Here is a 25817-nt window from a genome sequence, read left to right on the forward strand (position 1 = left end):
CAAAGGCGGGTTTCATCTTCCTTCCGCAGCCGCGACTTTTTTGAACCGACTTCCGTGGATACACAGAGCCGGCATCGGCAAGGCGTGGGCACCCGCAGGATTCCGATTCGATGCAATCGCAAGCACCCATAGCGGTCACCAGGCCATGGCTGGAATACATTCGGCAGTTCCGAGTGGATGGTGGCGCGCGCCTGCTCCACGCCTTCAAGACGGCCATCGCAGTGATCATTGGAACGGGCCTCTGCATGCGGTTGGAATTTCCGCTGCCAAGAACGGCGATGGTGTCCATTGTGATCCTGATGATGCATCAGCAGTCGGGCATGGTGATCGCACGCGGCTTCTACCGCTTCGTCGGCATGGCCGCAGGAAGCGCGTTCGGATTGCTGCTGGTTGCATGCTTTGCGCAGCAGCCATTGCCGTTCTATTTGGCCCTGGCCGGCTGGATTGGCGTCTGCGTCTGGGGGGCTTCCTATTACCGCAATTTCCAATCCTACGGCTACGTACTGGCCGGATACGCCGCAGCCATCATTGTGGCTCCCGCCTGGAGCGACCCCTACGGCAGCTTTGACAACGTCGTCTGCCGATTGAGCGAAGTGATGGTGGGCGTGATCTGTGCCAGCGCCGTCAGTGCACTAGTATTCCCACAGCAGGTTGGCACCGCCCTGCTCAGTGCCGGGGCACAACACGCCAGCGATTTGATCGTCTTCGCACGGCGCATGCTCGGTGAAAAGCTCGCCGAGGAAGATTTGTATGCGCTGCATCTGAAGCTCGTTTCAGACCGGGCTCAAATCGAGGCTTTGCGAAGTGCCGCGGTGTTCGAGGATCCTTCGTTGCGCCTCAGCAACCCGTTGATGGTGCAACTCAATCGGGACTTTCTGGATACGGCGGCAAGCCTCCACTCGCTTCGGCGCGCCCTGCAGCGCAGCGACGAGCAAATACTTTCGAAGGCCGCCGCGCTGGCTTCCGAGGCCGCGGCGCTGCTTTCCGAAAAAAAAGCAGCGGATCCGCTGACTATCGACGAAGCCCGCACCATGCATGGACGCATCGTGCATTTCCTCAAGACAGCATTGCGGAACTTCAGCGGTCTGGCCCATACCCTGCCGGAAGACGGCTCGACCGAAGGGCGGGAGCGCAGCGCCGTGCTGATGCTTTGTTTTGCCATGGAGGACCTTTCGTCCTATCTGCAGGACTTTGTAGCGCTGCATACGTTTTCGTATGCGATGCCGGAACGCAGGAGTGGCGTCCCCAAGGTTGACCGCATTGTCAGCACAGCCAATCACCTGGCGGCCCGCGCGGCGGGCTTGCGCGCGTTTGCTGCCGTCGCGCTGGTGGCGGCGTTCTGGATTGCTTCGGGCTGGACGAGCGGCGCCACCGCCGTAGTGGCGGTGTCCATCACCAGCGCGCTTTTTGCGATCGCTCCCCATCCCGTCATGGCGAGCAGGCAAACCTTGCTTGGCTGCTTGCTCGGTGCAGCGGCTGCATTCGTGTGCAAGTTCCTGCTGCTGCCCGGGATGGACGGTTTTCCACTGCTGGCTTGTACCCTGATGCCGTTCATCATGCTCGGCAGCTATCTGGGCACCCTGCAAAAAACGGCCGTACTTGGCGTCGCGTTCAATATCTATTTCTGTTTTGTCGGCGACTTCACCAATCCCATCACTTATTCGCCTGCCGCCTTCCTGGACCAGGCCTTTTCGCTGCTACTAGGGATCGGAGCCGCTGCGCTGGCGTTTGCCGTGGTCGCCCCCAGCGGCAATGCCTGGGTGAATCGCAGCTACCGCCAACAGATCAGCCGCTTTGCTGCCGGTTTTGTCCTGGGCCGGTCGGGCGAGCGCGATGCCCTGCTCCGCTTTGAAAGCGGCCTGCGCGATTTCGTCCTGCAAATTGCGTCGCAACCGGCACAAGGCGTGGCGGAACGCAAAGACCTTTTGAATTGGACTTTCGCTGTGCTGGAAATGGGTCGGACCGCGATCCAGGTGCGTAGCGCCGCCGACGTTGCATTGCCGTCGCAAGCCTGGCGGATCGATCAGGCCGCATGGCAGCAAGCCATGGCAGCTCTATTCGAACAGGTTACGTCTGCACGACATGCCGCTGCGCTTACCGCGACTCGACAAGCATTGAACGGCATACCGCCCACCGACCCCACCGACAATTCGCCGAGCGCACGGGCCAACCTGCGCATAAGCACATGGTTATGCGCCACGGAATTGCTGCTAATGGATGACACCCAGCCTTTTCATCCTGTCGCACGAGGCGCCGCATGAGGCCTCAGGCGGTGCTCGCGCAGATTTTGAGAGCATGGCTGATCGCAGGCGCGACGGCCATGGCTGCCTGCGCCAATACCGGCGGCATCAGGCCGCAGGCGCGCCTGCTCGATCCTGCCAAAATCGATCAGGGTCTCGCCATCAAGGGAGCCGAGACGAATGCCGCATGGCCTGCGTCGAATTGGTGGCTGGCCTGGCAAGACCCACCATTGGATGCGCTGATCCACCAGGCCCTGGACGACCAACCCGATTTGCAGGCAGCTCAAGCGCGGGTCGACTTGCTGGTGGCGCAGGCCCGAGTTGCCGGCGCAACACAGTTCCCCCAACTGGGCGCACATTCCAATCTGGGGCGTGAACGTTATCCGCGCTACGCCACCCCCTCCCCTCCCGGAGGCTATGCGGTTTGGAGCAATAGCATCGGGGCCTCCCTCAGCTATGACCTGGACCTGTGGGGAGCCGACCGTGCGACGTGGGAAGCTGCGCTGGATGCCGCACAGGCGTCGGTCGCCGATTTGCGCAATGTGCAGCTGACGCTGGAAACGGCCATCGTGCGCAGCTACATCGCACTTTCATTGCAGAGGCAATGGAACGAGATCGATCGCGCCATCCTGGACCAGGCGTTGCGAGCCGAAGACATCGTAAAGCAACGCCTACAAGCCGGCTTGAGCAATCAACGGGAACTCAGCCAGGCCAGGACGCAGGTGGAGATCATTTCGGACGAGCTGGAGCAGACCAACCAGGAGGCGGAGCTGGCGCGCCACGAACTGGCCATCCTGGCCGGAGCCGGGCCTGGGTTCGGCGATACGCTTACGCCCAAGCCAGGAATGCTGGAGACCCGCGTAAAGCTGCCTCCCGCTTTGCCGGCTGAATGGATCGGGCATCGCCCCGACGTCGTGGCACAACGCTGGCGTGTCGAATCAGCTTCGAAGGGCATCAAGGTCGCACGGGCCGCGTTTTACCCCAACATCGATTTGCTGGCGACTGCACAACTTGCGTCGGCTACACGCTTCGGCGGGTTCTTCAACTTTGCGGCCGACAATGCAGCCGGACATCGCTACGGCGTCGCGATTTCGTTGCCGCTGTTTACCGGCGGCAGGCTGCAGGGACAATACGCAGCAGCTGTGGCGCGCTACGACGCAGCGGTGGACGACTACAACCATACTGTCCTCGCCGCGATGCAACAGGTTGCCGACCAGGTGACTTCGATCCAGTCCCTGGAGCAACAGGAGCAGCACGTGAGTCAAGCCGTACTGGAAGCGGAACAGGCGCATCGCCTGGCTGAGCGCGGATACCGCAGCGGCATCACCGAATTCATGGACGTGTTGGCTACGCAAACGACGTTGCTCCGTCAGCAGCAACAACTGGCTCAGATCAAAGCCCGGCATCTGGCGGCATGGGCGTTGCTGATGCAGGCACTGGGCGGCATGGAACGGAACATGGCCATGGCATCGCCTGACCTGCCACCGGAGGAGGCGAGCCGTGCGCGCTGAGCTTTCCTTCCATTCGCTGTTCATTCCTGCTCTGTTGCCGCTTTTTATCGCCAGCAGCCTGCTGTTCGTAGGGATCGACCTGGCTCTGTCGCGACTGGGCTGCTACCGGCTGGTCTGGCATCCGGCCCTGTTTCGGGCGGCTCTTTTCTGCATCGTCTTTTGCGCAGGCAGTCTGCTCTTACGGCCCTGGCATTGACGATACCTACGGAATCCATTCATGACTGCGCACCCCCTGCTCCGCGTCGCCGCAACCCTGGCCACGCTCCTGATCGCAATCACGCTGGGCCATTACCTGTGGCGCGACTACATGGAATCACCTTGGACCCGCGACGGCCGGGTCAAGGCCAATGTGATCAAGGTGGCATCCGATGTCTCGGGACTGGTGACGCAGGTTTTGGTCGCCGACAACCAGCATGTCCACAAGGGCGATACCTTGTTCGTCATCGATCCTGTGCGGTTCCGTGACGCGCTGCTTCAAGCCCAAGCGCAGGTAGCTCGGACGCAGGCGCAAATCGAGCAAGCCAAGGCCCAGCTGGAGCAGCGGCAATCGGAATGGAACATGCGAAAGGAACAGGCCTTGCGCCGCCAGGGGCTGGGCGGTGATGTAATTACGAACGAGGCACGCACGGACTACAACGAGCAGGCCCATCAAGCGTTGGCCGCCTATCATGCAGCCCAAGCTACGCTGCAAGCGGCCAATGCGGACAACCAGGCTGCCGTTGCGGCGCTGCAGACTGCGCAGCTCAACCTGGAACGCAGCCTCGTTCGCGCCCCGGCGGACGGATTCATCACCAATCTCAATCTTTATCCGGGCGACTATACGTCGGCAGGCGCAGCACGCATCGCGATGATCGACGAGCACTCCTTCTGGGTCTATGGCTATTTCGAGGAAACCAAGCTGCCCGGCGTGCGCATCGGTGACCGCGCGCAAATAGAAATGATGGCGGGGCATCTGTCCCTGCAGGGACACGTCGAAAGCATCGCCAGCGGCATCACCGACCGCGACAATCCGGATGGCGCCAACTTGCTGGCTGACGTGAATCCGATCTTTACCTGGGTCCGGCTGGCCCAGCGTGTCCCGGTTCGCATTGCACTGGATGGCGTACCTGAAGGGCTTCATCTGGCAGCAGGTATGACCTGCACCGTCATTCTGCATCCCGCCTCGAAGCATTCGTCTTGAGGCGAACGGATCATTCCCGATGACCACAGCCCAGGAATTCGACGAACTTCACGCCGCGGCCCGTTGCGCCTTGGAATCGCCCCTTGCAAGGCGGGCAGCCATCGCAACCATCACCCGCACCCGCGGATCGACCTTTCGCCGCGCCGGCACGAGCATGCTGGTGGATGAAGACGGCCGCGTCGTTTGTGCGCTGGCCGGCGGTTGCCCGCAACGCGATCTGCTCGTCCGGGCCGAAAGGGTGATGGCGAGCAAACAGGCGGATCTCGTCCACTACAACAAGGACAGCAATCTGGACCTGATGATGGAGGTGGGATGCGGCGGCGAGCTGGAGGTGCTGATCGAACCTTTGACGCAGCGCGACGATATCCGCTTTCTTGCCGAGATCCAGCAGGTGCGCGCATCCCGTTCCAGCGGCGTCATGGCTACCATCTTCACCCATGACGGCACGCCGATCGTGCCAAGACCCTGCCGCTTGATATGGAGCAGTGATCGACTGGTCTGGCGCGATGCTTTGCCGAGCAGGCATCTTGATCCCGTCATCGAGCAAATCGCTGTTGTCGAATCATCGCGCACTGCAGTGCACGAAATTTCCACCCCCGACGGCCGTTTCGACGTCCTGCTGCAGCCGCTGGTTCCACAGCATCGATTGGCCATCATCGGCGTCAACGACGAATCCATCCTGCTGGCCAGGCTCGCCCGCCAGCTGGGCTGGGAGGCCATGCTCGTCGACCACTTGCCCGAACCGCATGATGATCACCTCATTCCCGACAACATCCAGCGGCTGTTTGCCGTTCCGGAAGGGCTATCTTCGATGCTCAGGCCGGACAGGTTTACTTCAGTGGTATTGATGACGCACGCCATCGAACGCGACATCGCCTATTTGCAAGCGCTCGCGCATGAACCCCTGTGCTACCTGGGGGCCCTGGGTTCGCGCCAGCGTGCCGAACGCATGCGCTCTGCCGTCCCCGCAGCGGCAGAGCGCCTGAAGGCGCCGGCCGGCCTGGACATTGGCTCGGAAACACCGCTGGAAATCGCCATGGCCATTGCCAGCGAAATCATCGCCACGCTCAACGCGCGCAAGGGCGGCAGCTTGGCCAGTTCGCAGGGGGAGATTCACACTACGTCCCCTGCTTTGCCGGCCTGAATCACCCGGCAAAAGGCGGATAACGCATCAAAGGCAGACGATGCGATCGCACGCCGGTTGCACGCGCCATGGCATTGACCAGCGCGGCGGCAGTGGGAGCCTGTGCGATTTCCGCAGCCCCGAGAAACGAATCGCCCGGTTGGTCGATGAGAAAGGTCTCGATGACGGCAGGAACCTGGTTGAACCTGAGAATGGGGTACGTGGCCCAATCGACGCTCTTCACGCCGTCCTTGTCGAACAGCACCTCTTCGTGCAGCGTCCAGCTGATCGACTGCACGATGCCGCCCTCAAGCTGGTTGCGCAAGCCATCGGGGTTGACGACCTGCCCGCAGTCGGCCACCGCGACTATGTGCGGAAAACGCACCTCCCGGGTTTCCTCGTCGAAGTGCAGTTCCATCGCCACCGCACAGTAGCCCATGATGTTCTTGTAGCGGGAAAAGGCAAAGCCCACACCGCTGCCCCGCGGAAGGTTTCGCAGGCGCGCGGCCCAGTCGAATTGGTCCCTGGCAAGGGCAATGACGGCTTTCGCCCGCGGATCCTCCAGATGTTGCAGGCGAAAGTCGGTAGCATCTTTGCCGGCAGCCGCGGCAAATTCGTCCATCGCGCTTTCCATCGCCACCACGTTCACGTGGGCCCCCAGCGAGCGCTGGGCCGAGGTACGGAACGGCATCTGCGTGACGAAATGCATGGTGACCTTGAGGCCGGGAATCCGGTACGGCGGAATCGCATTGCGGTCGGCATCACCTTCCGGTTGCGGAATGGGCACGGAGGGCGCCGGCACCATCGGCTTGGCCAATAGCCAGGTCGGCATCAATCGTCCGGGATTGGTGATGCGTTCGTTGTGCGCTGTGCTCCACAGTTCGTAGCGCCAATTGGCCAGGCGCCCGGAGGAGTCGAGCGAAGCATCCAGTTCGGTGACCATCGCCGCGCCGAACGGCTCCCACATCTGTTCCTGATCGCGCATCCACTGCACTCGAACCGGCCTGCCGGGGACATGCGCCGCGATGAGGGCAGCATCTGCCGCGGCATCATCCGCGCCATTGTGCCCGTAGCAACCCGCGCCTTCCACATGGATGCAGCGCACTTTTTCAATCGGCATATCGAGCATGCCCGCCAGACCGGCGCGCAAGGGAAAGACGCCTTGCGTATGCGTCCACACCGTAAGCGTATCGCCGTCCAGATGGGCAATAGCACAGGACGGCCCGATCGAGCCGTGTTGCAGATACTGCTTGGTGGTCGTTGCCTTCACGCGTGGCCCGGTCGCATCCACCACCATCGGCTGATCGGCGTCGAGGAAATCCTGATGCGGAAGCTCCTTCAGGACCTGGTGCAGCTCGTCCGGCGTAAACCATGTGCGTGTGGGGTGCCACTTCGCGCTCTGTTGCAAATCACGCATCGCCAGGATGGCCTGCCATTCGCTGCTTGCGGCCACCGCGAGGTAATTTCCGTCTCGAACCACCGCAACAACACCGGGCATCCTGCGCGTGCCGTCGATGTCAGCTTCTTCGAGCACCGCGCCCCGGCTTGGAGGACGAACAACCCTTGCGTGCAGCATGCCGGGCAGCCGCATGTCCTGCACGTAGGCAGGCCCGCCGGTGACTTTGGCGGGAATATCGACGCGAGGAATGGACTTGCCGATATAGCGGTACCGGGCAGGATCGCTGGGCGGCGAAACAGGGTCGGCATACCGGTGAAGATTGATCCCTTCAACCGCCTGCGCGTAAGTCAGTGTGCGGCCGTCCTGCGCGACGATCGTGCCGTCTTTCAAAGACAGCCGTTCCGCGCTTGTCCCCAGCTTTTTTGCGGCAGCGTCCAGCAGCATTTTCCTTACTTGCGCGGAGGCGTTATAAATCGCCGTGCCGCCATCGGCCATGGTATGACTGCCTGCGGTATAGCCTTCGTTCGGGGTCAATCCCGTATCGGCGGTAACGAAATGAACCGCCTGCAGAGGAACCGCCAGCTGATCGGCTGCAATCTGCCAAAGCGCCGTGCGAACGCCGGTGCCCAGCTCCACCTTGCCGCTATAGACGCTGATTCCCTGCGCGTCGATGCGGATCCACGCGTCCAGCATCGGGTTGGACTTGAGGCTGCCGGGCAGGTTGGGGGCGAGGATCTCGGTGCCCAGGGTGTCCTTCTTGGCAAAAAGCCGGCTCGGCGCGAACAGCGCAAAGGATACGACCAGCACCCCTGTCCGCAGGAACGACCGGCGGCTTTCATCCACGGATTCGTCCGGCAGCTTCATGCGCCTTGCACCTTTTGTCGTGGGGTGATCCGGCCGGATGCCGCCGCGCTGCGAATGGCCGCCAAAATGCGCATATGCGTGCCGCATCGACAAAGGTTCGGGTTCATATGGGCGCGAATTTGCGCTTCGGTAGGCTGCGCGATCTCTTCCAGCAGCGCTTGCGCGCGCATGATCATGCCGGCAATGCAATAGCCGCATTGCACGGCCTGGTGGTCGATGAAGGCCTGCTGCAGCGGCCCGGGCGATTCGGCCGTGCCCAGGCCTTCCACCGTCCTGACATCGCGATCACCCACCGAAGCAATCGGATACAGGCAGGAAAACACCGTGCGATCGCCCACGATCACCGTGCACGCACCACACTGCCCCATGCCGCAGCCGAACTTGGCTGCATTCATTTGCAACTCGTTGCGCAGCACATAAAGCAGCGGAGTGTCAGGCGTTACATCGACCTGATGCAGCTTGCCGTTCACCGTCAGGTTGATCATGGCGAGGATTCCTTACGCAGATTGGCCACGGTCTTGTTTACGTCCGGCCATGCAGGACGCCCTGCTGCGGACACGCGCAAATAGGTCACGACGTCGGCGATTTGCGCATCGGTCAGAACGTCGGCGAACGCGGGCATGTAGGTGGTGACACCGGGTTCGGACGGCCACGGCAGGCCTTGCAGTACGGTCAATACCGCGTTGTGCTCCGAACTGCCATTGAACGCAGAACTGAGAGCGAGGGGTGGCCGCTGCTCATAGGCGGACATCGCCGATCCCGAGCCATGGCACGTCGCACAAGCTGCTTCAAAAACGGTTTTCCCATTGCTCACATGGTTGGCCAGCGCTGCGCTCGCCTCAGGCTGAGCGGCTGCGTTGTGAACGGCCTTGTTCTGAATGGAAAACAAGTAGGCAGCGATGGCTTCGACGTCTTCCCGCGGAACCCGCGACAGGTTCTCAACGACCGGCCGCATCGGACCTGCCGCGGCACCATGCTCGGTGGCGAGCCCGGTGCTCAGATAGGCAACCAATTGCTCCTGTGTCCATGGCTGGGGTGCCCCGAGCAATGCATCGAGCGGTGGCGCACTCCATCCGTCCACTTCGCCTCCGCCCAGATAGTCGCCGCCCTTTTCACCGCCGATCAGGTTCAACGGCGTATGGCAGGAAGAGCAATGCCCGAGTCCTTCGACCAGGTAGCGCCCTCGCTCGACCGGGGAGGCGCCCATGGATGGACGCGGCCCTTCATGCACATAGAGCAGATTCCAGAATGCCAGCATGGGCCGGAATCGCAGGGGAAGCAGCAGCTCGTTGGAGCGCGCCGGCGCGTGGACCGCCCCCCTCGTCATCAGGAACGCGTAGAGCGCTTTCAGATCGTCATCGGTGACATGGGTGTAATGGATGTACGGAAAGGCGGGATAAAGCAATTGCCCATCGCGAGCGACGCCCTCGCGCATGGCACGACGGAACGCCTGCAGCGACCAGTTGCCGATGCCAGTCTCGCGGTCGGGTGTGATGTTGGTGGTATAGAGGGTGCCAAACGGTGTCCTGAGCGGAAGCCCGCCCGCATAACGGGCGCCGGCGGGGCCGGTATGGCACACCACACAGTCCCCCAGCTCAGCTATCCGCTGCCCCTGCGACACCACACCGGCAGTAAGGGGAACATCCGGCTGACTCACCGGCGCCATGGCGGGGTGCCATGCCAGCGCGAAGTACAGGATGGCGCCAAGTACGACGATGCCGGCACTGGCTCCCGCGATTCTTCGTTTCGAGAACATCGACGCCATGCTCTTCACCTGGTTCTGGACGCAGTCGCGGGTAACCGTTCTGGAGTTCCCGCGTCGGATAGCGAGCAGCGCGGGCGGTTACACGCAGAATGGACGCTGCGCGCTCGCGTCATGTTAGGTCCGCGAAGGAGGAGCGTCCTCCCTCATATTTGGTATCGGATGGAACAGCACCCCGCAGTAGGCACCCAAGCGGGCGAAGCTGGCTTTACGGCTCGACCGCTCCGGCGGCTTCGATCGCTTCGCGTAATACGTCGGCAGGCTGCGCTCCGGAGATGCCGATGTCGCCAATGCGAATGCTCGGCACGGAACGCACTCCGTCGGCCATCGCCTGCCGTTGCGCGCGAACCACCTCGTGCTCTCCAGCGTTCGCCTGCAAGTAATGACGCGCTTGCTCGCCGTTGAAGCCGGTCTCGATCGCCAACTCCACCAGCACTTCCAGCGAACCTATATCCCGGCCTTCCGAAAAATAGGCGGCGAAGATCGCCTCGTACAAGGCGTCCACCTGCCTGCTTTCGCCATGCTCTTTCGCATAGGCCATCAGCTGGTGGGCAAGGCGTGTGTTGGGCGTCAGCGCCACGCGGTCGTAGTGAAAGTCCAGGCCGACCAAGCACCCGGCCTGCGTGACCTGGGCATCCATCAGCAGCGACCGATCCCAGCTGCCGAATTTGGCAGTACGGTATTGCTTACGGCTGGTTCCGGACTTGGGCATATGCGGATTGAGTTCGTAGGGAACATAGGCCGTGTTGATCGCTCCGTCGGCGCCGGCCTTTTCAATCGCCATGCGCAGGTGGCGATGGGCTATCCAGCACCAAGGACAGATAAAGTCATAAGTGACGTCAACCTTGATGGAGTGCATGCGGGTATCCTTGAAATGAAGATGACGCCAGCCTAGTCGTCCCGCCGCTACCGTTGAATACGGAAAAAATGCAAGACTTCGTTGCTTTTCCCGCAAAAGGCACCCATGGACAAATTGCTTGCATTGAGAGCGTTCGTGGACGTCGCCGAAACCGGCGGATTTTCCAAGGCGGCACGTCGCATGGGCGTGGCGACCTCCTCGGTGACCCGGCTCCTGGATGCGCTTGAGGAGTCGCTCGGCAGTGCGCTGCTTACTCGCACCACGCGTCAGGTGACGCTCACGGACGCAGGCGTCGCCTATCTCGAGCACGTCGCCCGCATCCTGGACGAGCTGGAGGAAGCCGACGGCAGTGTCACTGACGCGGGCGGCGAGCCCACCGGGCCGTTGCGTGTTTCCTTGCCCGTGACATTCGGCCGCCTTCTGCTCGGGCCGCATATCGCCAGCTTCATGACATCCTACCCACGCGTGTCGCTGGATTTGCTGATGACGGACACCTACGTCGACTTCGTGGCCGACCGCATCGATATCGCCGTTCGCATCGGCCAGCCGGCGAATCAGCCGCAACTCATCGTCAAGCCGCTGACCGAACACCATCGGTTCGTCGTCGCCAGCCACGAATACCTTTCAAGCCACGGCGTACCCAGCGTGCCGGCCGATTTGTCTCGGCATGAATGCCTGCGGTTCTCCTATCAGAAAGGCCGGCAGCACTGGTCGTTCACGGACAAGCGCGGCACGGCACGGGTGGCCGTGAACGGGCGCTTGGCGGTCAATAGCTCGGATATGCTGCGCGAAGCGACATTGAGTGGATTCGGCGTGGCCCTGCTGCCGGAATGGCTGGTCGACGAAGATGTCAGGACCGGTCGCCTACGGCGCATTTTCGAGGCGTATTCGGTCAATCCTTCCGAGCACGTGACCAGCATTTATGCGGCTTACCTCCCCAATCGCCGGCATTCGCGCAAGGTCCAGGTTTTCATCGAGTTCCTGCGCCAGCACCTGAGCCGGCCAGCATTGGCCTGAATCCTTGACGGCGCCTGTTTTGCTGCCGCTATGGATGATGCAACGCGCTTCGGGAAGAGGAGATGTCCATGATCTTGTCACCCATGGCGATGCCCCATTCGGTCATGCGTGTGCCGAGCTGAAGCTGCTCGGCTTCCCATTCGGCAAGGCACTGCTCAATTGTTGCGGCACGCTTGTCCAGCGCCCTCGCCAGCGCTATGGCATTGGTGGCCGCCTTGGCCGTGCTTCCCGCGGTATGCGGCCGCGGGATGAAGGCCGCGTCGCCCAGCAGCACGGCACGGCCGAACACCATCTGCGGAACCTGCAGGTCCAGGATCGCCTGCGCAAAAGGATCCACGGTCCGTTCCAGCAGTTCCTGGAAAGTCGGCGCCAAAAGTTCGCGCGCAGCGGTGCGCAGGGCATGGATGTCGCTGTCTTTCATGGCGCCGGGGGGTAGCGAGAAGGTTCGCTGGCGGCCGTGCCGATCCCGCATGAGCGAGGTCAGTCCCTCCCCCGCGGCTACTTTGCGATACCAGACCCAGTTCCAGCGGCGATGTCCCGGCAGCGTGGATTCGTCCAGTCCCGGGACCAGGTATTCCAGCAGCAGATGATCCGCCCCCTGCTGGAACGCGAAGACCTCCATCAGTTTGTCGCTCGCTGACCCGGATAGCTCCTGCTCCGGCAGCAGGCCCCTGAAGGCTACGTAGCCCGCATACCTGGGGTGGATGTTGTCGATCAGCAGAGCACGCAAGCTGGAACCCGGACCATCGGCGCCAACCAACAGATCGCCCTCTTCCATCCGTCCGCTGGAGAAATGAGCTCGCACCTTTGTGCCGTCCTGCTCAAGCCGCACGAACTCCTCTGAGCGATGTACAACCCCATCGGGCAGGCTGCGGGACATGGTGGCATACAGCATGTTCCACGAAGTCTGTGTCTGCGGCATGTACGAGCGATGGGTGACACGGTCTTCGCGATCGAGGTAGATCCGGTCTCCCGAACGGACGCCCAGCATGTGGCCATGCTCGACTCCCGCAAAGCGGAATGCCGCAATGACGTCGGGCTGAAGCACGATGCCGCCGCCGCGGCTGCTGAGTTCACTGGGTGACCGCTCGAAAACCTGCACTTCCCAGCCAATTGCACGCAATGCAATAGCCGTGAACAGGCCGCCGAGGGAGCCGCCGATGATCAATGCGCGCGGCATGGGAATGCGCCCCCGTCGGAATTCAGTTTACGCTTCGTGCGCGGCATAGATGGCCTCCGGCATCGCCAACAGCCTAGCCCGCGTAATCGGCTCGCCACTCCTGTCCGAAATTCCATAGCTTCCCGTGTCGATCTTTTCGATCGCGCGCTTGATCTTCGCCAGCCGCCTGGTCAAGGCGCTGAGCTGGGCTTCGTTGTTTTCCTCGATGGCGAGGCGTTCCGCACTATCGGCGTCATCGTGTGCTTCGCCGCCCGCTTCCCGCTGCAGATCGGACTGTTCATGGCTCGCGAAATTTGCCATCGACAAAAGCTCATCGCGCATGCCAATCAGTCGATGGCGCTGCGTAGCCAGAAACGCTTTATCGAAATCAGGGTGTTCTTTCATGGACCGGACTCCTTGCGTCCTTTGAACGACGAATGACGGATTCGCCGGCTGGTGGCCACGGGGATGTCTACGCCGAACGAGCGCGCTATTTCGTCCCAAACCAGATCGTCGTGGCCTTCGATCAGGATGTCATAGGCGTTTTTTCCGTCGAATGCCCGTTGATGCAGACACATCCAGCGCGCTGCCTTGCGGCCGTCCCCGAGATGTTCGATGAGCGCCTGCGCGAGCGCGGGATGGCGTTTCTGGAACGCATCGAAGGCATCCATGATCGCCGCATCGCGTTGTAACGTAGCCGCTCGTATGGCAAAGCATGCCTGCTTGATGCCCAACATTGCGTTTCCCATGCGTGACCCCTTCAACCCTGCTCGCGTTCGCTTATGGATCTCAAGAATTCGAGCACTTCCGCAGTTCTCCCCATGGACACCAGCATTTCTGCAGTCAGGTTACCGAGCTGGCAAATCCTGACTTGCCGGTACCAGTTCATCAGCTCATCGGGGCGCGGCTCGATTTCCGCAGCCACCCGCAAAACGGCGGATTCGCCCACCATGCTTGCGCGGAACGGCTCTAGACGGCCGCCGGCAAGAGAGTGCGCGACCTGCTTTTGGAGAAAAAAACCAATGTGCTTCACCAACTCATCTGTTCGAAACGTCATTGCCATATATCCGTTGCGGACCCGTCGGGACGGCCTCCCTGACGGGTCCGCCTAAGCGATCACTCGGTCTCGAATCGATCGAGGTTCATCACCTTCACCCAAGCCACGATGAAATCGCGGATGAATTTCTCATGCGCGTCGTCGCTGGCATAGACTTCGCACAGCGCACGCAACTGCGCATTTGAGCCGAAGATCAAGTCGACCCGCGTGCCGGTCCATTTCCATTCGCCGGTATTACGGTCACGCCCTTCGAACACATCTCCCGCCGCGGACTGCGGCTTCCACACGATGCCCATGTCGAGCAGATGGCGGAAGAAATCATGAGTCAGCGTTTCCGGCACGTGGGTGAAGACACTGCGGGCGTCCCGGCCGGCATCGACATTCAGTACGCGCAGGCCACCGACGAGCACCGTCATCTCCGGCGCAGTCAAGGTCAGCAATTGCGCTTTGTCGATCAACAGCGCCTCGGCCGGGATGGCGCACCCGTCCTTGGTGTAGTTACGGAAGCCGTCGGCAACCGGCTCGAGGGCCGCAAAGGAAGGCACGTCGGTCTGGTCTTGCGAGGCATCCATGCGTCCTGGCTTGAAAGGTACCGTTACGCGATGGCCCGCCTTTGCTGCCGCATGCTCGATAGCGGCGCCGCCCGCCAGCACGATCAAGTCGGCAAGAGAGAGCCCCTTGTTGCCGGACTGCGCGTGATTGAACTCCTCCTGGATCCCTTCGAGGACTTTCAGCACCTTCGCCAACTGTGCGGGCCGGTTGACTGCCCAGTCCTTCTGCGGCGCCAGACGGATGCGCGCGCCGTTGGCGCCGCCGCGTTTGTCCGATCCGCGGAACGTCGAGGCAGACGCCCACGCAGTACCCACCAACTCGGACACGGACAGACCCGAAGCGAGGATCTTCTGCTTGAGCAAGCCAATATCGTTGCCGTCGACGACGAGATGATCGAGCTTCGGGATCGGGTCCTGCCAGATCAATTCTTCAGCCGGCACTTCCGGACCCAGGTAACGCGCGCGCGGCCCCATGTCGCGATGGGTCAACTTGAACCAGGCGCGAGCGAACGCATCGGCGAACTGCTCCGGATGCCGCATGAAATGCTGCGAGATCTTTGCGTAAGCGGGGTCGAAACGCAGCGACAGGTCGGTGGTGAGCATGCTTGGCCGCAGCTTTTTTGAAGGATCGTGAGCGTGCGGAATGGTCGGATCTGCATGTTTGGCGACCCACTGGTGGGCACCGGCGGGACTCTTGCTCAGTTCCCATTCGTTGCCGAACAGGCTCTCGAAAAAGCCCATGCCCCACTTCGTCGGCGTGCCGGTCCAGGTGACCTCCAGGCCGCTGGTGATGGTGTCGGCGCCATTACCGCGGCCGAAACGGTTGTTCCAGCCCAGGCCCTGCTGCGACAGCTGCGCGGCTTCGGGTTCGAGACCCAGGTTGTCGGCGGGACCCGCGCCATGCGTCTTGCCGAAGGTATGACCCCCGGCGATCAGGGCCACGGTTTCCTCGTCGTTCATGGCCATGCGCCCGAAGGTCTCACGAATGTCGTGCGCCGCGGCGATCGGATCCGGATGGCCTTCAGGACCTTCCGGATTGACGTAGATCAGCCCCATTTGCACCGCGGCCAGTGGATTTTCGAGGTTACGCTCACCACTGTGGGTGGTTCCACCCTTGCCGTAGCGTAGGTCGCCGCCGAGCCAAGTCTTCTCGTTGCCCCAATAGACGTCCTGGTCCGGCTCCCACGTATCCTCACGCCCACCGGCGAAGCCAAAGGTCTTCAAACCCATCGTCTCCAGCGCGACGTTGCCGGTGAGGATGAACAAGTCGGCCCAGGAAATCTTCTGGCCGTACTTCTGCTTGATCGGCCAGAGCAGGCGGCGGGCCTTGTCGAGGTTGACGTTGTCCGGCCAGCTATTGAGCGGTGCGAAACGCTGTTGCCCTCGACCGGCTCCACCACGGCCATCGCCGATGCGGTAGGTGCCGGCGCTATGCCAAGCCATGCGTACGAACAAAGGGCCGTAATGGCCGAAGTCCGCGGGCCACCAATCCTGCGAATCCGTCATCAGGTCCGCAAGATCCCTCTTCAGGGCGGACAGATCCAGGCTCTTGAAGGCATCGGCGTAATGGAAACCCTGGTCCATCGGATTGGATTTGCCGGAGTGCTGACTGAGCAGATCCAGGCGCAACTGTTGCGGCCACCAGTCACGGTTGCCCGTGCCGCCGCCGGCGGCATGGCTGAACGGGCACTTTGCTTCGTTTGACATACGCTCTCTTTTGGACATGAACCCATTGCATGACTTGGTGCGCATCAACTGGTCGCAGGGACGATCGGTTCGATTCGCCGAGGCATGACTCGCCATGCTTCGTAGAAGCGCGGTGACTATGGATAGCCGCGCTCATCATCGCAGCAACGAAAATGATGCATTCGTACGCCGCTCCATTCACAGTCATCTGCACGATGCGCGGCCATAGGAGCGTCCGCGTTATCCTCCCACGACAATCCGAACACGGATTCCCCCGTTTGGGTGGAAACGATCTACCCGATTCGGGGAGCAACTTAGGCAGGCTTTGGGGCATCATCAGCCATAGCTGCGAGTAATTTCTGACCGGTTTTGATGCACTCGTAGGGCAACCCCATCTCCCACTGGTTCGTCGCAGAGTTCCCGCCATGACCAAGCTTCGAAAAAACGCGCAAAAGTCTTCGCAGCCCTTTGCCGTCATCCATACCGATGAAGAGTGGCGTGAACGGCTCACTCCGGAGCAATACGAAGTGCTCAGAGGACACGGCACGGAACTGCCTGGCTCATGCGCCCTGCTCTACGAGACGCGACCCGGAGCCTTTACTTGCGCAGGCTGCGGCCAAAAGATTTTCATCGGGGGCAGCAAATTCAACAGCAGAACCGGCTGGCCCAGCTTCAACGAACCGGTTGCCGGCTCGATTGGCACATCGCAGGACCAAAGTTTCGGCATGGAGCGAACCGAGGTCCACTGCAGCCGCTGCGGCGGTCACCTTGGGCATGTTTTCCCCGACGGCCCGCCGCCAACGGGGCTTCGCTACTGCATCAACGGGGTGGCGATGAACTTTGTGCCCGACTAAGGATGGTCCGAAAAAGCCCGTCCCGGTACACACCAGGACTTAAGCTACGCCAGGTCAGGCATCACCAGCCCCAGCGCATTTCGACGCCCAGATAATTCGAATCCTTGCCTCCCGCGCGCCGCAAGACCGGCGCCACGAAGTAGCGGTCGGCTTCCAGGCTGAAGGCCAGATTGCGTGCCGCATTCCAGTTGACCTGCAGCTCCGCGTAGATGCTGCTGCGCCGGCCGGGCTTGCCCGCCGTTCCTGGAACGGGAATATCCGGCTGAACATAGATCGCGTCCTGGAGGGTCTGTCGCCACAACATGCCGAACGAGGCCGTCAGTTTCACGCCATCCCGCGGCACCAGCGCTAGCGACGGCTTGAAGTGGACGAAGTTGGTGTAGCCGGTGTAACCGGACATCGTGACGTAATAGCCGTTCGGGAACAGCGGATTGAAGGTTTCGACCACCCGGCCCGTCAGATTGTGATTGCCCGAGGCCGCATCCAATTGCATACCGATGCGCGGAGTCCAGCCCCATTGCTTGAACGTCCATCCGGCCAGCGACCCGAACGCCCAGGCGTCGACGTTCTTGGCATCGATGCTGCCGCCCTGCTTCACTCCTTCGACATCCCAGTCCAAGGCCTGCGCATTGCCTTTGTAGTGCACGTCCCAGCTCTGTCGTTCCTCATTGCCGGAAGCCGCCAGGAAATGGACGCGATCCTGCCGGAAATCGGAAAAACTGACGCTCACTTCACTGCCGGCCGTGAGGCGCCGCTGCACGCGCACACCACCGAACAACAGGTGTCGATTGCTGAAATCATCGAAAGCCGAAAGGTTCCGGTATTGCACCGGCTGGCTGACGAAGCCCGAGATACGCCATGCACCACGCTCGTAATCGGCCCAGATCGCATCGTAGGCCTGACGGACATTGGGTCCATCGCGCACCGAAATGAAGCGCTGCAGATCGAAGCCCATTTCCTGGCGGCCTATGCGCAGCTTGAACAGGCCGTCACCGAGCTTGCGCTGCGTATCCACAAACGCAAGCCGCAGGTCGAGCCGGTTGGCGTCCACGGACTTGGGGTGATCGAGCCACGGCGCCAGCGCATTTTCCAACTGCACGAACAGCCGGGTGTTGTCGGTGAGATGTGCATCGGCATGTACTTGCAAACGATGCAGGAGGTAATTCTGATGGCCGCCACCCGCAGCACCGAACAAAGGGGGATCAACGCTGACGACACGCTCACGCAGCGTTACGCCAAGCGAGAGATAGCGTTTCGGGTCATGCTTGGAAAAAGCAAGATACTTGAGGGCGTCACCGGGCATCCGGGGCACGCGGGGATCGGCCAGCACCGACCAGTCTTCCTGCCAGCGGAAGAAATCGATGGCGGGTCGTGCGGGTGACGTTTGATTCGCGGCGTCATCCGCCCACGTGGAGAGCGGCCAGCCGGCGGCGCACGCGAGAGCCAAAGGCATGAAGCGTTTCCACTTAGATAAGCTGCGATGCCGATTCATGCCTTTGGTTCACCGAGGATGGTTCGTGCTCAGTGCGCGCCAGGCGCATGAATTTCCGCGATGTAGCCGCCGGGAAATTGCACGATCGCCGCGGACCGCTTATCCGCGGTGTAGGGGGCGACCAGGATCGAAACGCCGGCCGCCTTGGCCTTGCTCAGGGTTTCGTCCAAGTTGGCGACCTCGTAGCCGGTCATTTCACGGCCATACGGGTACGGCAGATGGCCGTCGGTGACCAGTAAGGTGAGCTTGCCGAACCCCGATTCGATGCGAACCCGGCGATAGGTGTCGTTCGGACGCCCGATCTCGACGCCGGGTGCCTGGGCGTCGTCGGAAATCACCTTGCCGTGCGAAAAGGTCAGGAAGCTATGCACCAGCGCGTCGGCACGATTGCGCGACACATAGAGGCGATTTTCCGGCACAGTCTGCAGCGGCTTGTACGATGGCGGCGTGGTGTGCCAGTAGAGCTGCATGTTGACGCCGCCCGGCCATTGAATGACCACGTCGCGACCGATGGGATCGGGGAAGGTGTCGACCAGCACGTCCGCGCCCGCCGCCTGTGCCGAGGCCACGGCAGCGTCGATATCCGTCACCAGGTAACCGGTACGCTCTGCCCCGAACGGATAAGGAACCGGCGTCTTGAAACCGAACACCGACAAGCTGCCGGCGGGCGTCAGCACCAGCTGGGACATGGTCTTGCTCGGTGTGGGCGTCACGGTGAACACGCCCTGCTTGGTCGTCGTCCCGCCAAACGTGGCGACCAGACTGGAAACGAAGCGGTCGAAATCTTCAGCTGCCACGTAAACATGGGTGGTGTCGTACTGCGGAGCCACGGCCACGTTGGCTGAGGGCGTCTCGCCCGCCACCACGGACGTGGCCTGCAGGGTGCACAGACCACCGCCCGCGAAGGCGAGCAGTGCGGCGGAAAAAGCCCATGATGAAAAATTGCGCATGATGATTGGTGTTCCTTGATTCGATACGGGTGCGTGTTGCAATCTGAAAACGATCACGTCGGTCTGCTGGCACTCGCAGCCATGTCATACCGCCCAGCAAGAGCATCCGAGCGCACCCCAGAACGACTTCAGGTCCGACTCGGAAAGCGGCAGCTTGGCCGACCAGGCGCTGATGTGATCATGGTTATGTACGGCGCATCCGCTGCAGCTGCATGCTTGCACCAGGTTCGCTGCAGGTTTCGCATCCTGCCATGCGCCATAGCCGCCGAAGGTACGCACGGGCGACCAGTCGGGCATAGCGGGTGGCACCGAGGTTTGATCGAAGTCCCGGAAGCCGTTGGCGCCGTAGACGACCTTGCCGCCAACGATGGTCATGTCGGAGGTGATGTCGGCGATGTCCTGCTCGGCGCACGCGAAATAGTCGAGGCTCGGCACGATCAGATCCGCCAGCTGGCCGATCTTGATCTGCCCTTTGTTGCCTTCTTCGTTCGAGAACCACGTGACGTACTGGGTCCACATGCGCAAGGCGGTTTCGCGGTCCACGCAATTGTGCTGCGGATACAGCCGCAGGCCGCCGACGGTGCGCCCGGTCACCAGCCAGGACAGCGACACCCACGGGTTATACGACGCCACGCGCGTCGCGTCCGTGCCCGCCGATACCTTTACGCCTTTTTCGAGCATGCGCGCCACCGGCGGAGTCGCCGCCGCCGCGGCCGCACCGTAGCGCTCGACGAAATATTCGCCCTGGTAGGCCATGCGATGTTGCACGGCGATGCCGCCGCCGAGCGCAGCAATGCGATCGATCGAGCGCTCGGAAATGGTTTCGGCGTGATCGAAGAACCAATTGAGGCCTTGCAAGGGAATGTCGCGGTTGACGCGCTCGAATACATTCAACGCGCGATGGATGGTTTCTTCGTAGGTCGCGTGCAGCCGCCAAGGCCAGCGGTTTTCCGCCAGGATGCGCACCACGTCTTCCAGCTCGCCTTCCATCGAACTGGGCAGGTCGGGGCGTGGCTGACGGAAGTCCTCGAAGTCGGCGGCCGAGAACACCAGCATTTCACCGGCGCCATTGTGGCGGAAGTAGTCGTCGCCCTGCTTGTACCTGGAGGTCTTGGTCCAGTTGAGGAAGTCTTCTTTCTCGCCCTTCGGTTTCTGCGTGAACAGGTTGTAGGCGAGCCGAATGGTGAGCTGGCCGTCTTCGGACAGCTTGCGGATCACGGCGTAGTCTTCCGGATAATTCTGGAAGCCGCCGCCCGCGTCGATGGCCCCGGTGACACCCAGGCGATTCAATTCGCGCATGAAGTGCCGGGTGGAGTTGAGCTGGTATTCGAACGGAAGCCGGGGCCCCTTGGCCAGGGTCGAATACAGGATGGCGGCGTTCGGCTTGGCCAGCAGCAAGCCCATGGGATTGCCTGCGCCATCGCGAACGATCTGACCGCCCGGCGGTTCGGGGGTGTCTTTGGTGTAGCCGACGGCGCGCAGCGCCGCTCCATTGAGCAATGCTCGGTCGTACAGATGCAACAGGAACACCGGCGTGTCCGGCGCAACGGCATTCAACTCCTCGATCGTCGGCAAGCGTTTCTCGACGAATTGATGTTCGGTAAAACCGCCCACCACGCGCACCCATTGGGGTGCAGGCGTGATCGCAACCTGCCGGCGCAACATGTCCATCGCATCCGCCAGGGAGCGCACGCCGTCCCAGCGCAGCTCCATATTGAAATTGAGGCCGCCGCGGATGATGTGCAGATGGTTGTCGATCAGCCCGGGAAGCGCACAGCGCCCTTTCAGATCGATCACCCGCGTAGCGGAATCCGCCAGCGGAAGGACCTCGTTGTCGTGGCCGACCGCACTGAAACGGCCGCCCTTGATGGCTACCGCACTGGCAACGGGATTGGCTTTATCAAGCGTAGTGAAACGTCCCCCGCACAGAATCAGGTCGGGAGCTTGGGTGGACGGACTCATGACATCTCCTTTTTTATCCGCGGGTGGCATCTGCGGGCGGCACTTCGAGGCGCGGCGCACTCGGAAGTTTTCCGCTCGGCAGTTCGCCGAACACATGCGGCTTGACCTGCTGGCCTACCCACACCGCTGCGCTGGTTCGTTTGGCCAACGCCTCCTTCAGTAACGGAGGAATCTGTTCGCCGACCAGAATTCCGAGCAGGCCGACCAAGGCGATCACCGGGGGAGCCGGTGATCGCACATGGATAAGGCCGTAAATCACGCCCACCAGCAAACCGGCGGCGAGCGACAAAAGATAGAGCTTCATCAATGCCTCTTCGAATCTGGCCTGACTTGACGGTTCATTCCATCTGTTCCATGCAGCAGGGCTCAACCGCCCTGGGCATGGAACATGGTCTTGGCGTAAGTGATGCCCAAGCCATAGGAGCCGCCATACACTCTGGCGATGCCGGTCGTGCTCTCGTAGGTATCGGTGCGCGCCCAGTCGCGCTGCAGTTCCAGCAGGTATTGCAGCGAGGTCATCGGCCGTGCGCCGGCCTGCACCATGCGGTCCATCGCGCGATCGTGAGCTTCGGCGGAGACGTCACCGCAGGCGTCGGCCACTACGTAGACTTCGAAGCCCTGCTCGATCGCGGACAAGGCCGGCCCTACGATGCAAACCGACGTCCACAAGCCGCCGAGGACCAGGCGTGTCTTGCCGATGGCGTTGACCTGCTTGATCACGGCCTCGTCTTCCCAGGTATTCATGCTGGTGCGGTCGAGCAGCGGCTGACCGGGGAATGCGTCAGTGATTTCCTGGTACATCGGCCCCGAAAAGCTGTTTGCCGCCACGGTGGTAAGTATGGTCGGTACCTTGAAGCCGGCTGCCGCGCGGGCGACCAGGGCAGCGTTGTTGCGCAGCGTGATCGCGTCGATCGAATGCGTGGCGAACGACATCTGCGACTGGTAGTCGATCATGATCAGCGCATGGTCGGCAGGGGTCAGCAGCTTGGAACCGGGAACGGCTTTTGCAGTAATGGTCATGGCAATATCTCGTTGGCGTGGGGAAAATCGCTGGGCGCACTTCAATGCGCCCGCTCGGCTCAAGCTTTGATGAAGGCAAGCAGGTCGTCGTTGAATTGCTGCTGGTGCGTGGCCGTCAGCCCGTGCGAGGCGCCCGGATAAACCTTTAGCGTGGCCTGCTTGACGAGCTTGGCGGTCAGGCGCGAGGAATCGTCGATCGGCACGATCTGGTCGTCGTCGCCGTGCACGACCAGGGTGGGCACTTCGATCTTCTTCAGGTCTTCCGTGAAATCGGTCTCGGAGAACTGCTTGATGCACTCGTACTGCCCCTGGATGCCGCCCATCATTCCCTGCAGCCAGAAGGAGTCGCGAATGCCTTGGGAGACCTTCGCATCGGGACGGTTGGCGCCATAGAACGGTGCAGTCAGATCCTTGTAGAACTGCGAACGGTCGGTGGCGACGCTTTGACGGATACCGTCGAATACGGACATCGGCAGGCCACCGGGGTTGCTCGCCGTCTTCAGCATGATGGGCGGCACCGCCCCGACCAGCACAGCCTTGGCCACACGCCTGTTGCCGTGCCGGCCGATGTAGCGCGCCACCTCGCCACCGCCGGTGGAGTGCCCGACCATGATCATGTCCTTCAGATCGAGCTTTTCGATCAGTTCCGCCAGGTCGTCGGCGTAAGTGTCCATGTCATTGCCGTTCGAAGGCTGACCCGAGCGGCCGTGCCCGCGGCGGTCATGTGCAATCGCGCGATAGCCATGCTGGCTGAGGAACAGCATCTGCCCGTCCCAGGCGTCCGCGCTGAGCGGCCAGCCGTGAGAAAACACCACCGGTTGGCCGGTACCCCAGTCCTTGTAGTAGATCTCGGTTCCGTCTTTGGTCTTGATGTAGTCGTTCATCGGCTGATTCCGGGGCTGAGTAGAAGAAAGTGTCGGGTGGACGGATGACTTGGCTCGCACGGCGGGCGACAATGCCAAGGCCGCGGCCGTCACGGCTGCACCAATGAGCAACGCGCGGCGCCGCTGATCGATATCCAAAGGCGGCTGATCGGTATTCATGTCGAGCTTCGTTTGTTCCCAGGTAGAACTCTTGCCTTGCCCGAAACCGGATGCTGATGCCTGCATGCTCCGCCCCGGACGTCATTGGCGCTTGGTCGTTAGCATTCCATGCGCAAGCAGGTTCACAAACCCTTCGACAAGGTAATAACCACTCACTCCAAAGAGTGAGTGGCATGAAAAGTTGCCCGTGCTGCGTGACTGTGTTTGACTAGTGCCGATTGTGTACACGTCGGAACGGATGCCGACACGACTCTTGGGGTTACGCAGCCATGCTTGAAGAATCGCCTCGCATCCGCGTACTGATGGTCGACGACCATCCTTTGCTGCGTGAGGGCGTGGCCGCTGTACTAGGCTCGCAAGGCGACATGGAATTGGTGGCCGAGGCGGTTAACGGCGATGAAGCCATTGCCCTTTTTCGCAAGCATCAGCCCGACATCACCCTGATGGACCTGCAGATGCAGGGCATGAACGGCTTGGAAGCCATTCGCACGATACTCGGCGAGTTTCCGCATGCGCGGATCATCGTGCTGACGACCTACCAGGGTGACATGCAGGCCACTCGCGCGCTAAAGGCGGGGGCCGTCGGCTATCTGCTCAAGAGCACGGTGCGCAAGGAGCTGCTGGCCACCATTCGCCAGGTTCATGGCGGGCACCGCCACGTACCCAACGAAGTGGCGCGGGTGATTGCCGAGCACGTGGCCGATGACACGCTGAGCATGCGCGAGCTGCAGGTGCTGGGGCATGTCGCAGGCGGTTTTTCGAACAAGCGCATCGCCATGCACATGGGTATTTCGATCGAAACCGTGAAGACCCATGTGAAGAGCATTCTTGCGAAAGTCAACGCCAGGCATCGCACCGAAGCCGTCATCATCGCCATGCGTCGCGGCATCATCGACGCATAAGGCGATGACAAGGTAACCGCGACTGACGGTGAGCTACCTTGTTTGCGGCTGAATGCCAACCTCGGCATGCGCATCCGATTCCTGCTGCATCTGCAACGCCTGTTTAGCCGCTTTGGCGGTGTGATGATTGCCGTCGTGGTTCCAGCCTGGCGGCATGAGCAGGTACAGCAGCTTGTTGCGTAATCCCGGTGCACGCCATACGTCGCGCCCCAGCAACCAGAATTCGCCCAGGTAGGCATCCAGCACGCTGTAGGGCTTTACCGGCCGGGTGATGCCGTATTCGATCCGGACATCCTCGTGCACTTCCATATAGGTGCCGAAGAGACGGTCCCAGATCGGCAGCAGGTTGCAGAAGTTGGTGTCCATGTAGAGCACGTTGCGCGCATGATGAACACGGTGGTGCGAAGGCGTCAGCACGACACGGTAAAACAGGCCCAGCTGCCCCTTCGGCAATACGTTCTCGCCGAGGTGGATCAGCGACCCCCAGAAACTGTCGATGATCACGATCAGCACCAACAGTGGCGGACTCACTCCCAGCAGCATGCAAAGGCTGGTGCGCACGAAGTCGGCATAGACGCCTTCGAGGAAAATGTGCGCAAAGTTCACCGACAGGTTCATCGCCACCGGCGCATGGTGGGTGGAATGCAAGCACCACAGCAAGCGCACCTTGTGCGCAAGGAAGTGATACACGAAGTGAGCCAGCTCCCATACCACGTAGCCATACAACAGTCCGTACCAGGTGAGCCCAGCCTGGAACGGGGCAAAGCGGTTGAACAGGCCGATGCACAAGCCGACCATGGCAATGCTGAGAAAGGAGCCGATGAAACGGTTCAGCACCATCGTCAGCAGCGGAACCTGGTAATCCTCGCGCTTGATACGGCGCAGCACGATGCCGCGCGCGAATTCGAAGACCAGCAACAGCGGGACGATCGGCGCGATCAGGCTGCCGAAGCCGTCTACCGTGGACAGCCGGTGGTAATCGCCGGAGGCGAACATCTGCAGCAAAGGCCCCAGGCCAAAAAAACCCATCAGCTGATCACGGATCCAACCCAAGATATCCACGGCTGCCCTCCCCGGCGGCGCTACTAGGATTGCCTTGTCGGCACGGGGATACTCATCCCCACACCAATTTGTCACGATCTAAATGCGAGTGCAAGTGCAATTGGGCGAGACGGCCAGAGCGCGG

The 25817-nt window shown here is 61.6% G+C and carries 24 protein-coding genes; 8 read left to right on the top strand and 16 right to left on the bottom strand.

All coding sequences use genetic code 11. From position 1 onward, the window contains the following. Positions 1-110 precede the first annotated feature (110 nt). Genes EKH80_RS04065 through EKH80_RS04085 form a run of 5 tightly spaced genes read left to right on the top strand, consistent with a single transcriptional unit; the run spans position 111 to position 6075 of the window. Positions 111-2261 carry an FUSC family protein gene (locus tag EKH80_RS04065; protein WP_126683439.1) on the top strand — a complete coding sequence of 717 codons (2151 nt, stop codon included), beginning with the start codon at positions 111-113 and terminating at the stop codon, positions 2259-2261. Further along, positions 2258-3751, top strand: a complete 1494-nt coding sequence (locus EKH80_RS04070) for an efflux transporter outer membrane subunit (protein ID WP_126683440.1) — start codon at positions 2258-2260, stop codon at positions 3749-3751. Before EKH80_RS04065 ends, EKH80_RS04070 begins: the two co-directional genes overlap by 4 nt. Further along, positions 3741-3947: a DUF1656 domain-containing protein gene (locus EKH80_RS04075; RefSeq protein ID WP_126683441.1), complete on the top strand. Its 207-nt coding sequence runs from the start codon at positions 3741-3743 to the stop codon at positions 3945-3947. The genes EKH80_RS04070 and EKH80_RS04075 overlap by 11 nt, the downstream gene beginning before the upstream one ends. A 21-nt stretch (positions 3948-3968) precedes the next feature. Next, positions 3969-4931 (top strand): HlyD family secretion protein, encoded by a 963-nt coding sequence (locus tag EKH80_RS04080; RefSeq protein WP_126683442.1) that lies wholly within the window; start codon positions 3969-3971, stop codon positions 4929-4931. A 19-nt stretch (positions 4932-4950) separates the two neighbouring features. Then, positions 4951-6075 carry an XdhC family protein gene (locus EKH80_RS04085; protein WP_126683443.1) on the top strand — a complete coding sequence of 375 codons (1125 nt, stop codon included), beginning with the start codon at positions 4951-4953 and terminating at the stop codon, positions 6073-6075. Position 6076: 1 nt separating this feature from the next. Here EKH80_RS04085 and EKH80_RS04090 read toward each other — a convergent pair whose 3' ends face one another. The 4 genes from EKH80_RS04090 to EKH80_RS04105 form a co-directional block, all read right to left on the bottom strand. Beyond that, positions 6077-8317, bottom strand: coding sequence for a xanthine dehydrogenase family protein molybdopterin-binding subunit (locus EKH80_RS04090; protein WP_126683444.1), 2241 nt, complete (start codon positions 8315-8317; stop codon positions 6077-6079). Further along, complete coding sequence (locus tag EKH80_RS04095; RefSeq protein WP_126683445.1) at positions 8314-8802, bottom strand: (2Fe-2S)-binding protein; 489 nt, start codon at positions 8800-8802, stop codon at positions 8314-8316. The genes EKH80_RS04090 and EKH80_RS04095 overlap by 4 nt, the downstream gene beginning before the upstream one ends. Further along, positions 8799-10082: a c-type cytochrome gene (locus tag EKH80_RS04100; RefSeq protein WP_230473409.1), complete on the bottom strand. Its 1284-nt coding sequence runs from the start codon at positions 10080-10082 to the stop codon at positions 8799-8801. Before EKH80_RS04100 ends, EKH80_RS04095 begins: the two co-directional genes overlap by 4 nt. Positions 10083-10287: 205 nt before the next feature. Next, positions 10288-10938: a DsbA family oxidoreductase gene (locus EKH80_RS04105; RefSeq protein ID WP_126683446.1), complete on the bottom strand. Its 651-nt coding sequence runs from the start codon at positions 10936-10938 to the stop codon at positions 10288-10290. A 105-nt stretch (positions 10939-11043) separates the two neighbouring features. Here EKH80_RS04105 and EKH80_RS04110 point away from each other — a divergent pair, with 105 nt between their 5' ends. Beyond that, on the top strand, positions 11044-11955 hold the full coding sequence (locus EKH80_RS04110; RefSeq protein WP_126683447.1) for a LysR family transcriptional regulator: 912 nt from the start codon (positions 11044-11046) through the stop codon (positions 11953-11955). Between the two features lie 28 nt (positions 11956-11983). On the opposite strand, the gene EKH80_RS04115 is transcribed toward EKH80_RS04110, so the two are convergent. From EKH80_RS04115 to katG, 5 genes are all read right to left on the bottom strand, one after another. Beyond that, on the bottom strand, positions 11984-13135 hold the full coding sequence (locus EKH80_RS04115; protein ID WP_126683448.1) for an FAD binding domain-containing protein: 1152 nt from the start codon (positions 13133-13135) through the stop codon (positions 11984-11986). A 27-nt stretch (positions 13136-13162) separates the two neighbouring features. Then, positions 13163-13519, bottom strand: a complete 357-nt coding sequence (locus EKH80_RS04120) for a TraR/DksA family transcriptional regulator (protein ID WP_126683449.1) — start codon at positions 13517-13519, stop codon at positions 13163-13165. Then, positions 13516-13785, bottom strand: coding sequence for a hypothetical protein (locus tag EKH80_RS04125; protein WP_126683450.1), 270 nt, complete (start codon positions 13783-13785; stop codon positions 13516-13518). The genes EKH80_RS04120 and EKH80_RS04125 overlap by 4 nt, the downstream gene beginning before the upstream one ends. An 89-nt stretch (positions 13786-13874) precedes the next feature. Further along, on the bottom strand, positions 13875-14171 hold the full coding sequence (locus EKH80_RS04130; RefSeq protein WP_126683451.1) for a hypothetical protein: 297 nt from the start codon (positions 14169-14171) through the stop codon (positions 13875-13877). A gap of 59 nt (positions 14172-14230) precedes the next feature. Further along, entirely contained in the window at positions 14231-16429 is a 2199-nt protein-coding gene (gene katG, locus EKH80_RS04135) for a catalase/peroxidase HPI (protein ID WP_126683452.1), read from the bottom strand. 404 nt (positions 16430-16833) lie between these two features. Between katG and msrB the strand changes: the two genes are divergently transcribed. Continuing rightward, positions 16834-17262, top strand: coding sequence for a peptide-methionine (R)-S-oxide reductase MsrB (msrB, locus tag EKH80_RS04140; protein ID WP_126683453.1), 429 nt, complete (start codon positions 16834-16836; stop codon positions 17260-17262). Between the two features lie 61 nt (positions 17263-17323). Here the strand turns inward: msrB and EKH80_RS04145 are convergent, their stop codons facing one another. The 6 genes from EKH80_RS04145 to EKH80_RS04170 form a co-directional block, all read right to left on the bottom strand. After that, a complete protein-coding gene (locus tag EKH80_RS04145) occupies positions 17324-18715 on the bottom strand; it encodes an alginate export family protein (RefSeq protein WP_126683454.1) in 1392 nt (463 codons plus the stop codon). 68 nt (positions 18716-18783) lie between these two features. Then, positions 18784-19704 carry a glyoxalase gene (locus EKH80_RS04150; RefSeq protein WP_126683455.1) on the bottom strand — a complete coding sequence of 307 codons (921 nt, stop codon included), beginning with the start codon at positions 19702-19704 and terminating at the stop codon, positions 18784-18786. 84 nt (positions 19705-19788) lie between these two features. Further along, positions 19789-21666: an amidohydrolase gene (locus EKH80_RS04155; protein WP_126683456.1), complete on the bottom strand. Its 1878-nt coding sequence runs from the start codon at positions 21664-21666 to the stop codon at positions 19789-19791. A gap of 13 nt (positions 21667-21679) precedes the next feature. Then, on the bottom strand, positions 21680-21970 hold the full coding sequence (locus EKH80_RS04160; protein WP_126683457.1) for a XapX domain-containing protein: 291 nt from the start codon (positions 21968-21970) through the stop codon (positions 21680-21682). A 62-nt stretch (positions 21971-22032) separates the two neighbouring features. Continuing rightward, the gene (locus EKH80_RS04165; RefSeq protein WP_126683458.1) at positions 22033-22686 is read right to left on the bottom strand and encodes a hydrolase; all 654 of its coding nucleotides are present in this window, start codon (positions 22684-22686) and stop codon (positions 22033-22035) included. Between the two features lie 59 nt (positions 22687-22745). Then, a complete protein-coding gene (locus tag EKH80_RS04170; RefSeq protein WP_230473421.1) occupies positions 22746-23570 on the bottom strand; it encodes an alpha/beta fold hydrolase in 825 nt (274 codons plus the stop codon). 428 nt (positions 23571-23998) lie between these two features. On the opposite strand from EKH80_RS04170, the gene EKH80_RS04175 reads away from it, so the two are divergent. Further along, on the top strand, positions 23999-24631 hold the full coding sequence (locus EKH80_RS04175) for a response regulator (protein WP_126683460.1): 633 nt from the start codon (positions 23999-24001) through the stop codon (positions 24629-24631). A 33-nt stretch (positions 24632-24664) separates the two neighbouring features. Here EKH80_RS04175 and EKH80_RS04180 read toward each other — a convergent pair whose 3' ends face one another. After that, complete coding sequence (locus EKH80_RS04180) at positions 24665-25693, bottom strand: sterol desaturase family protein (RefSeq protein ID WP_126683461.1); 1029 nt, start codon at positions 25691-25693, stop codon at positions 24665-24667. Positions 25694-25817 lie beyond the last annotated feature (124 nt).

This window comes from Dyella choica, from assembly GCF_003977665.1.
Classification (GTDB): Bacteria; Pseudomonadota; Gammaproteobacteria; order Xanthomonadales; family Rhodanobacteraceae; genus Dyella_B; species Dyella_B choica.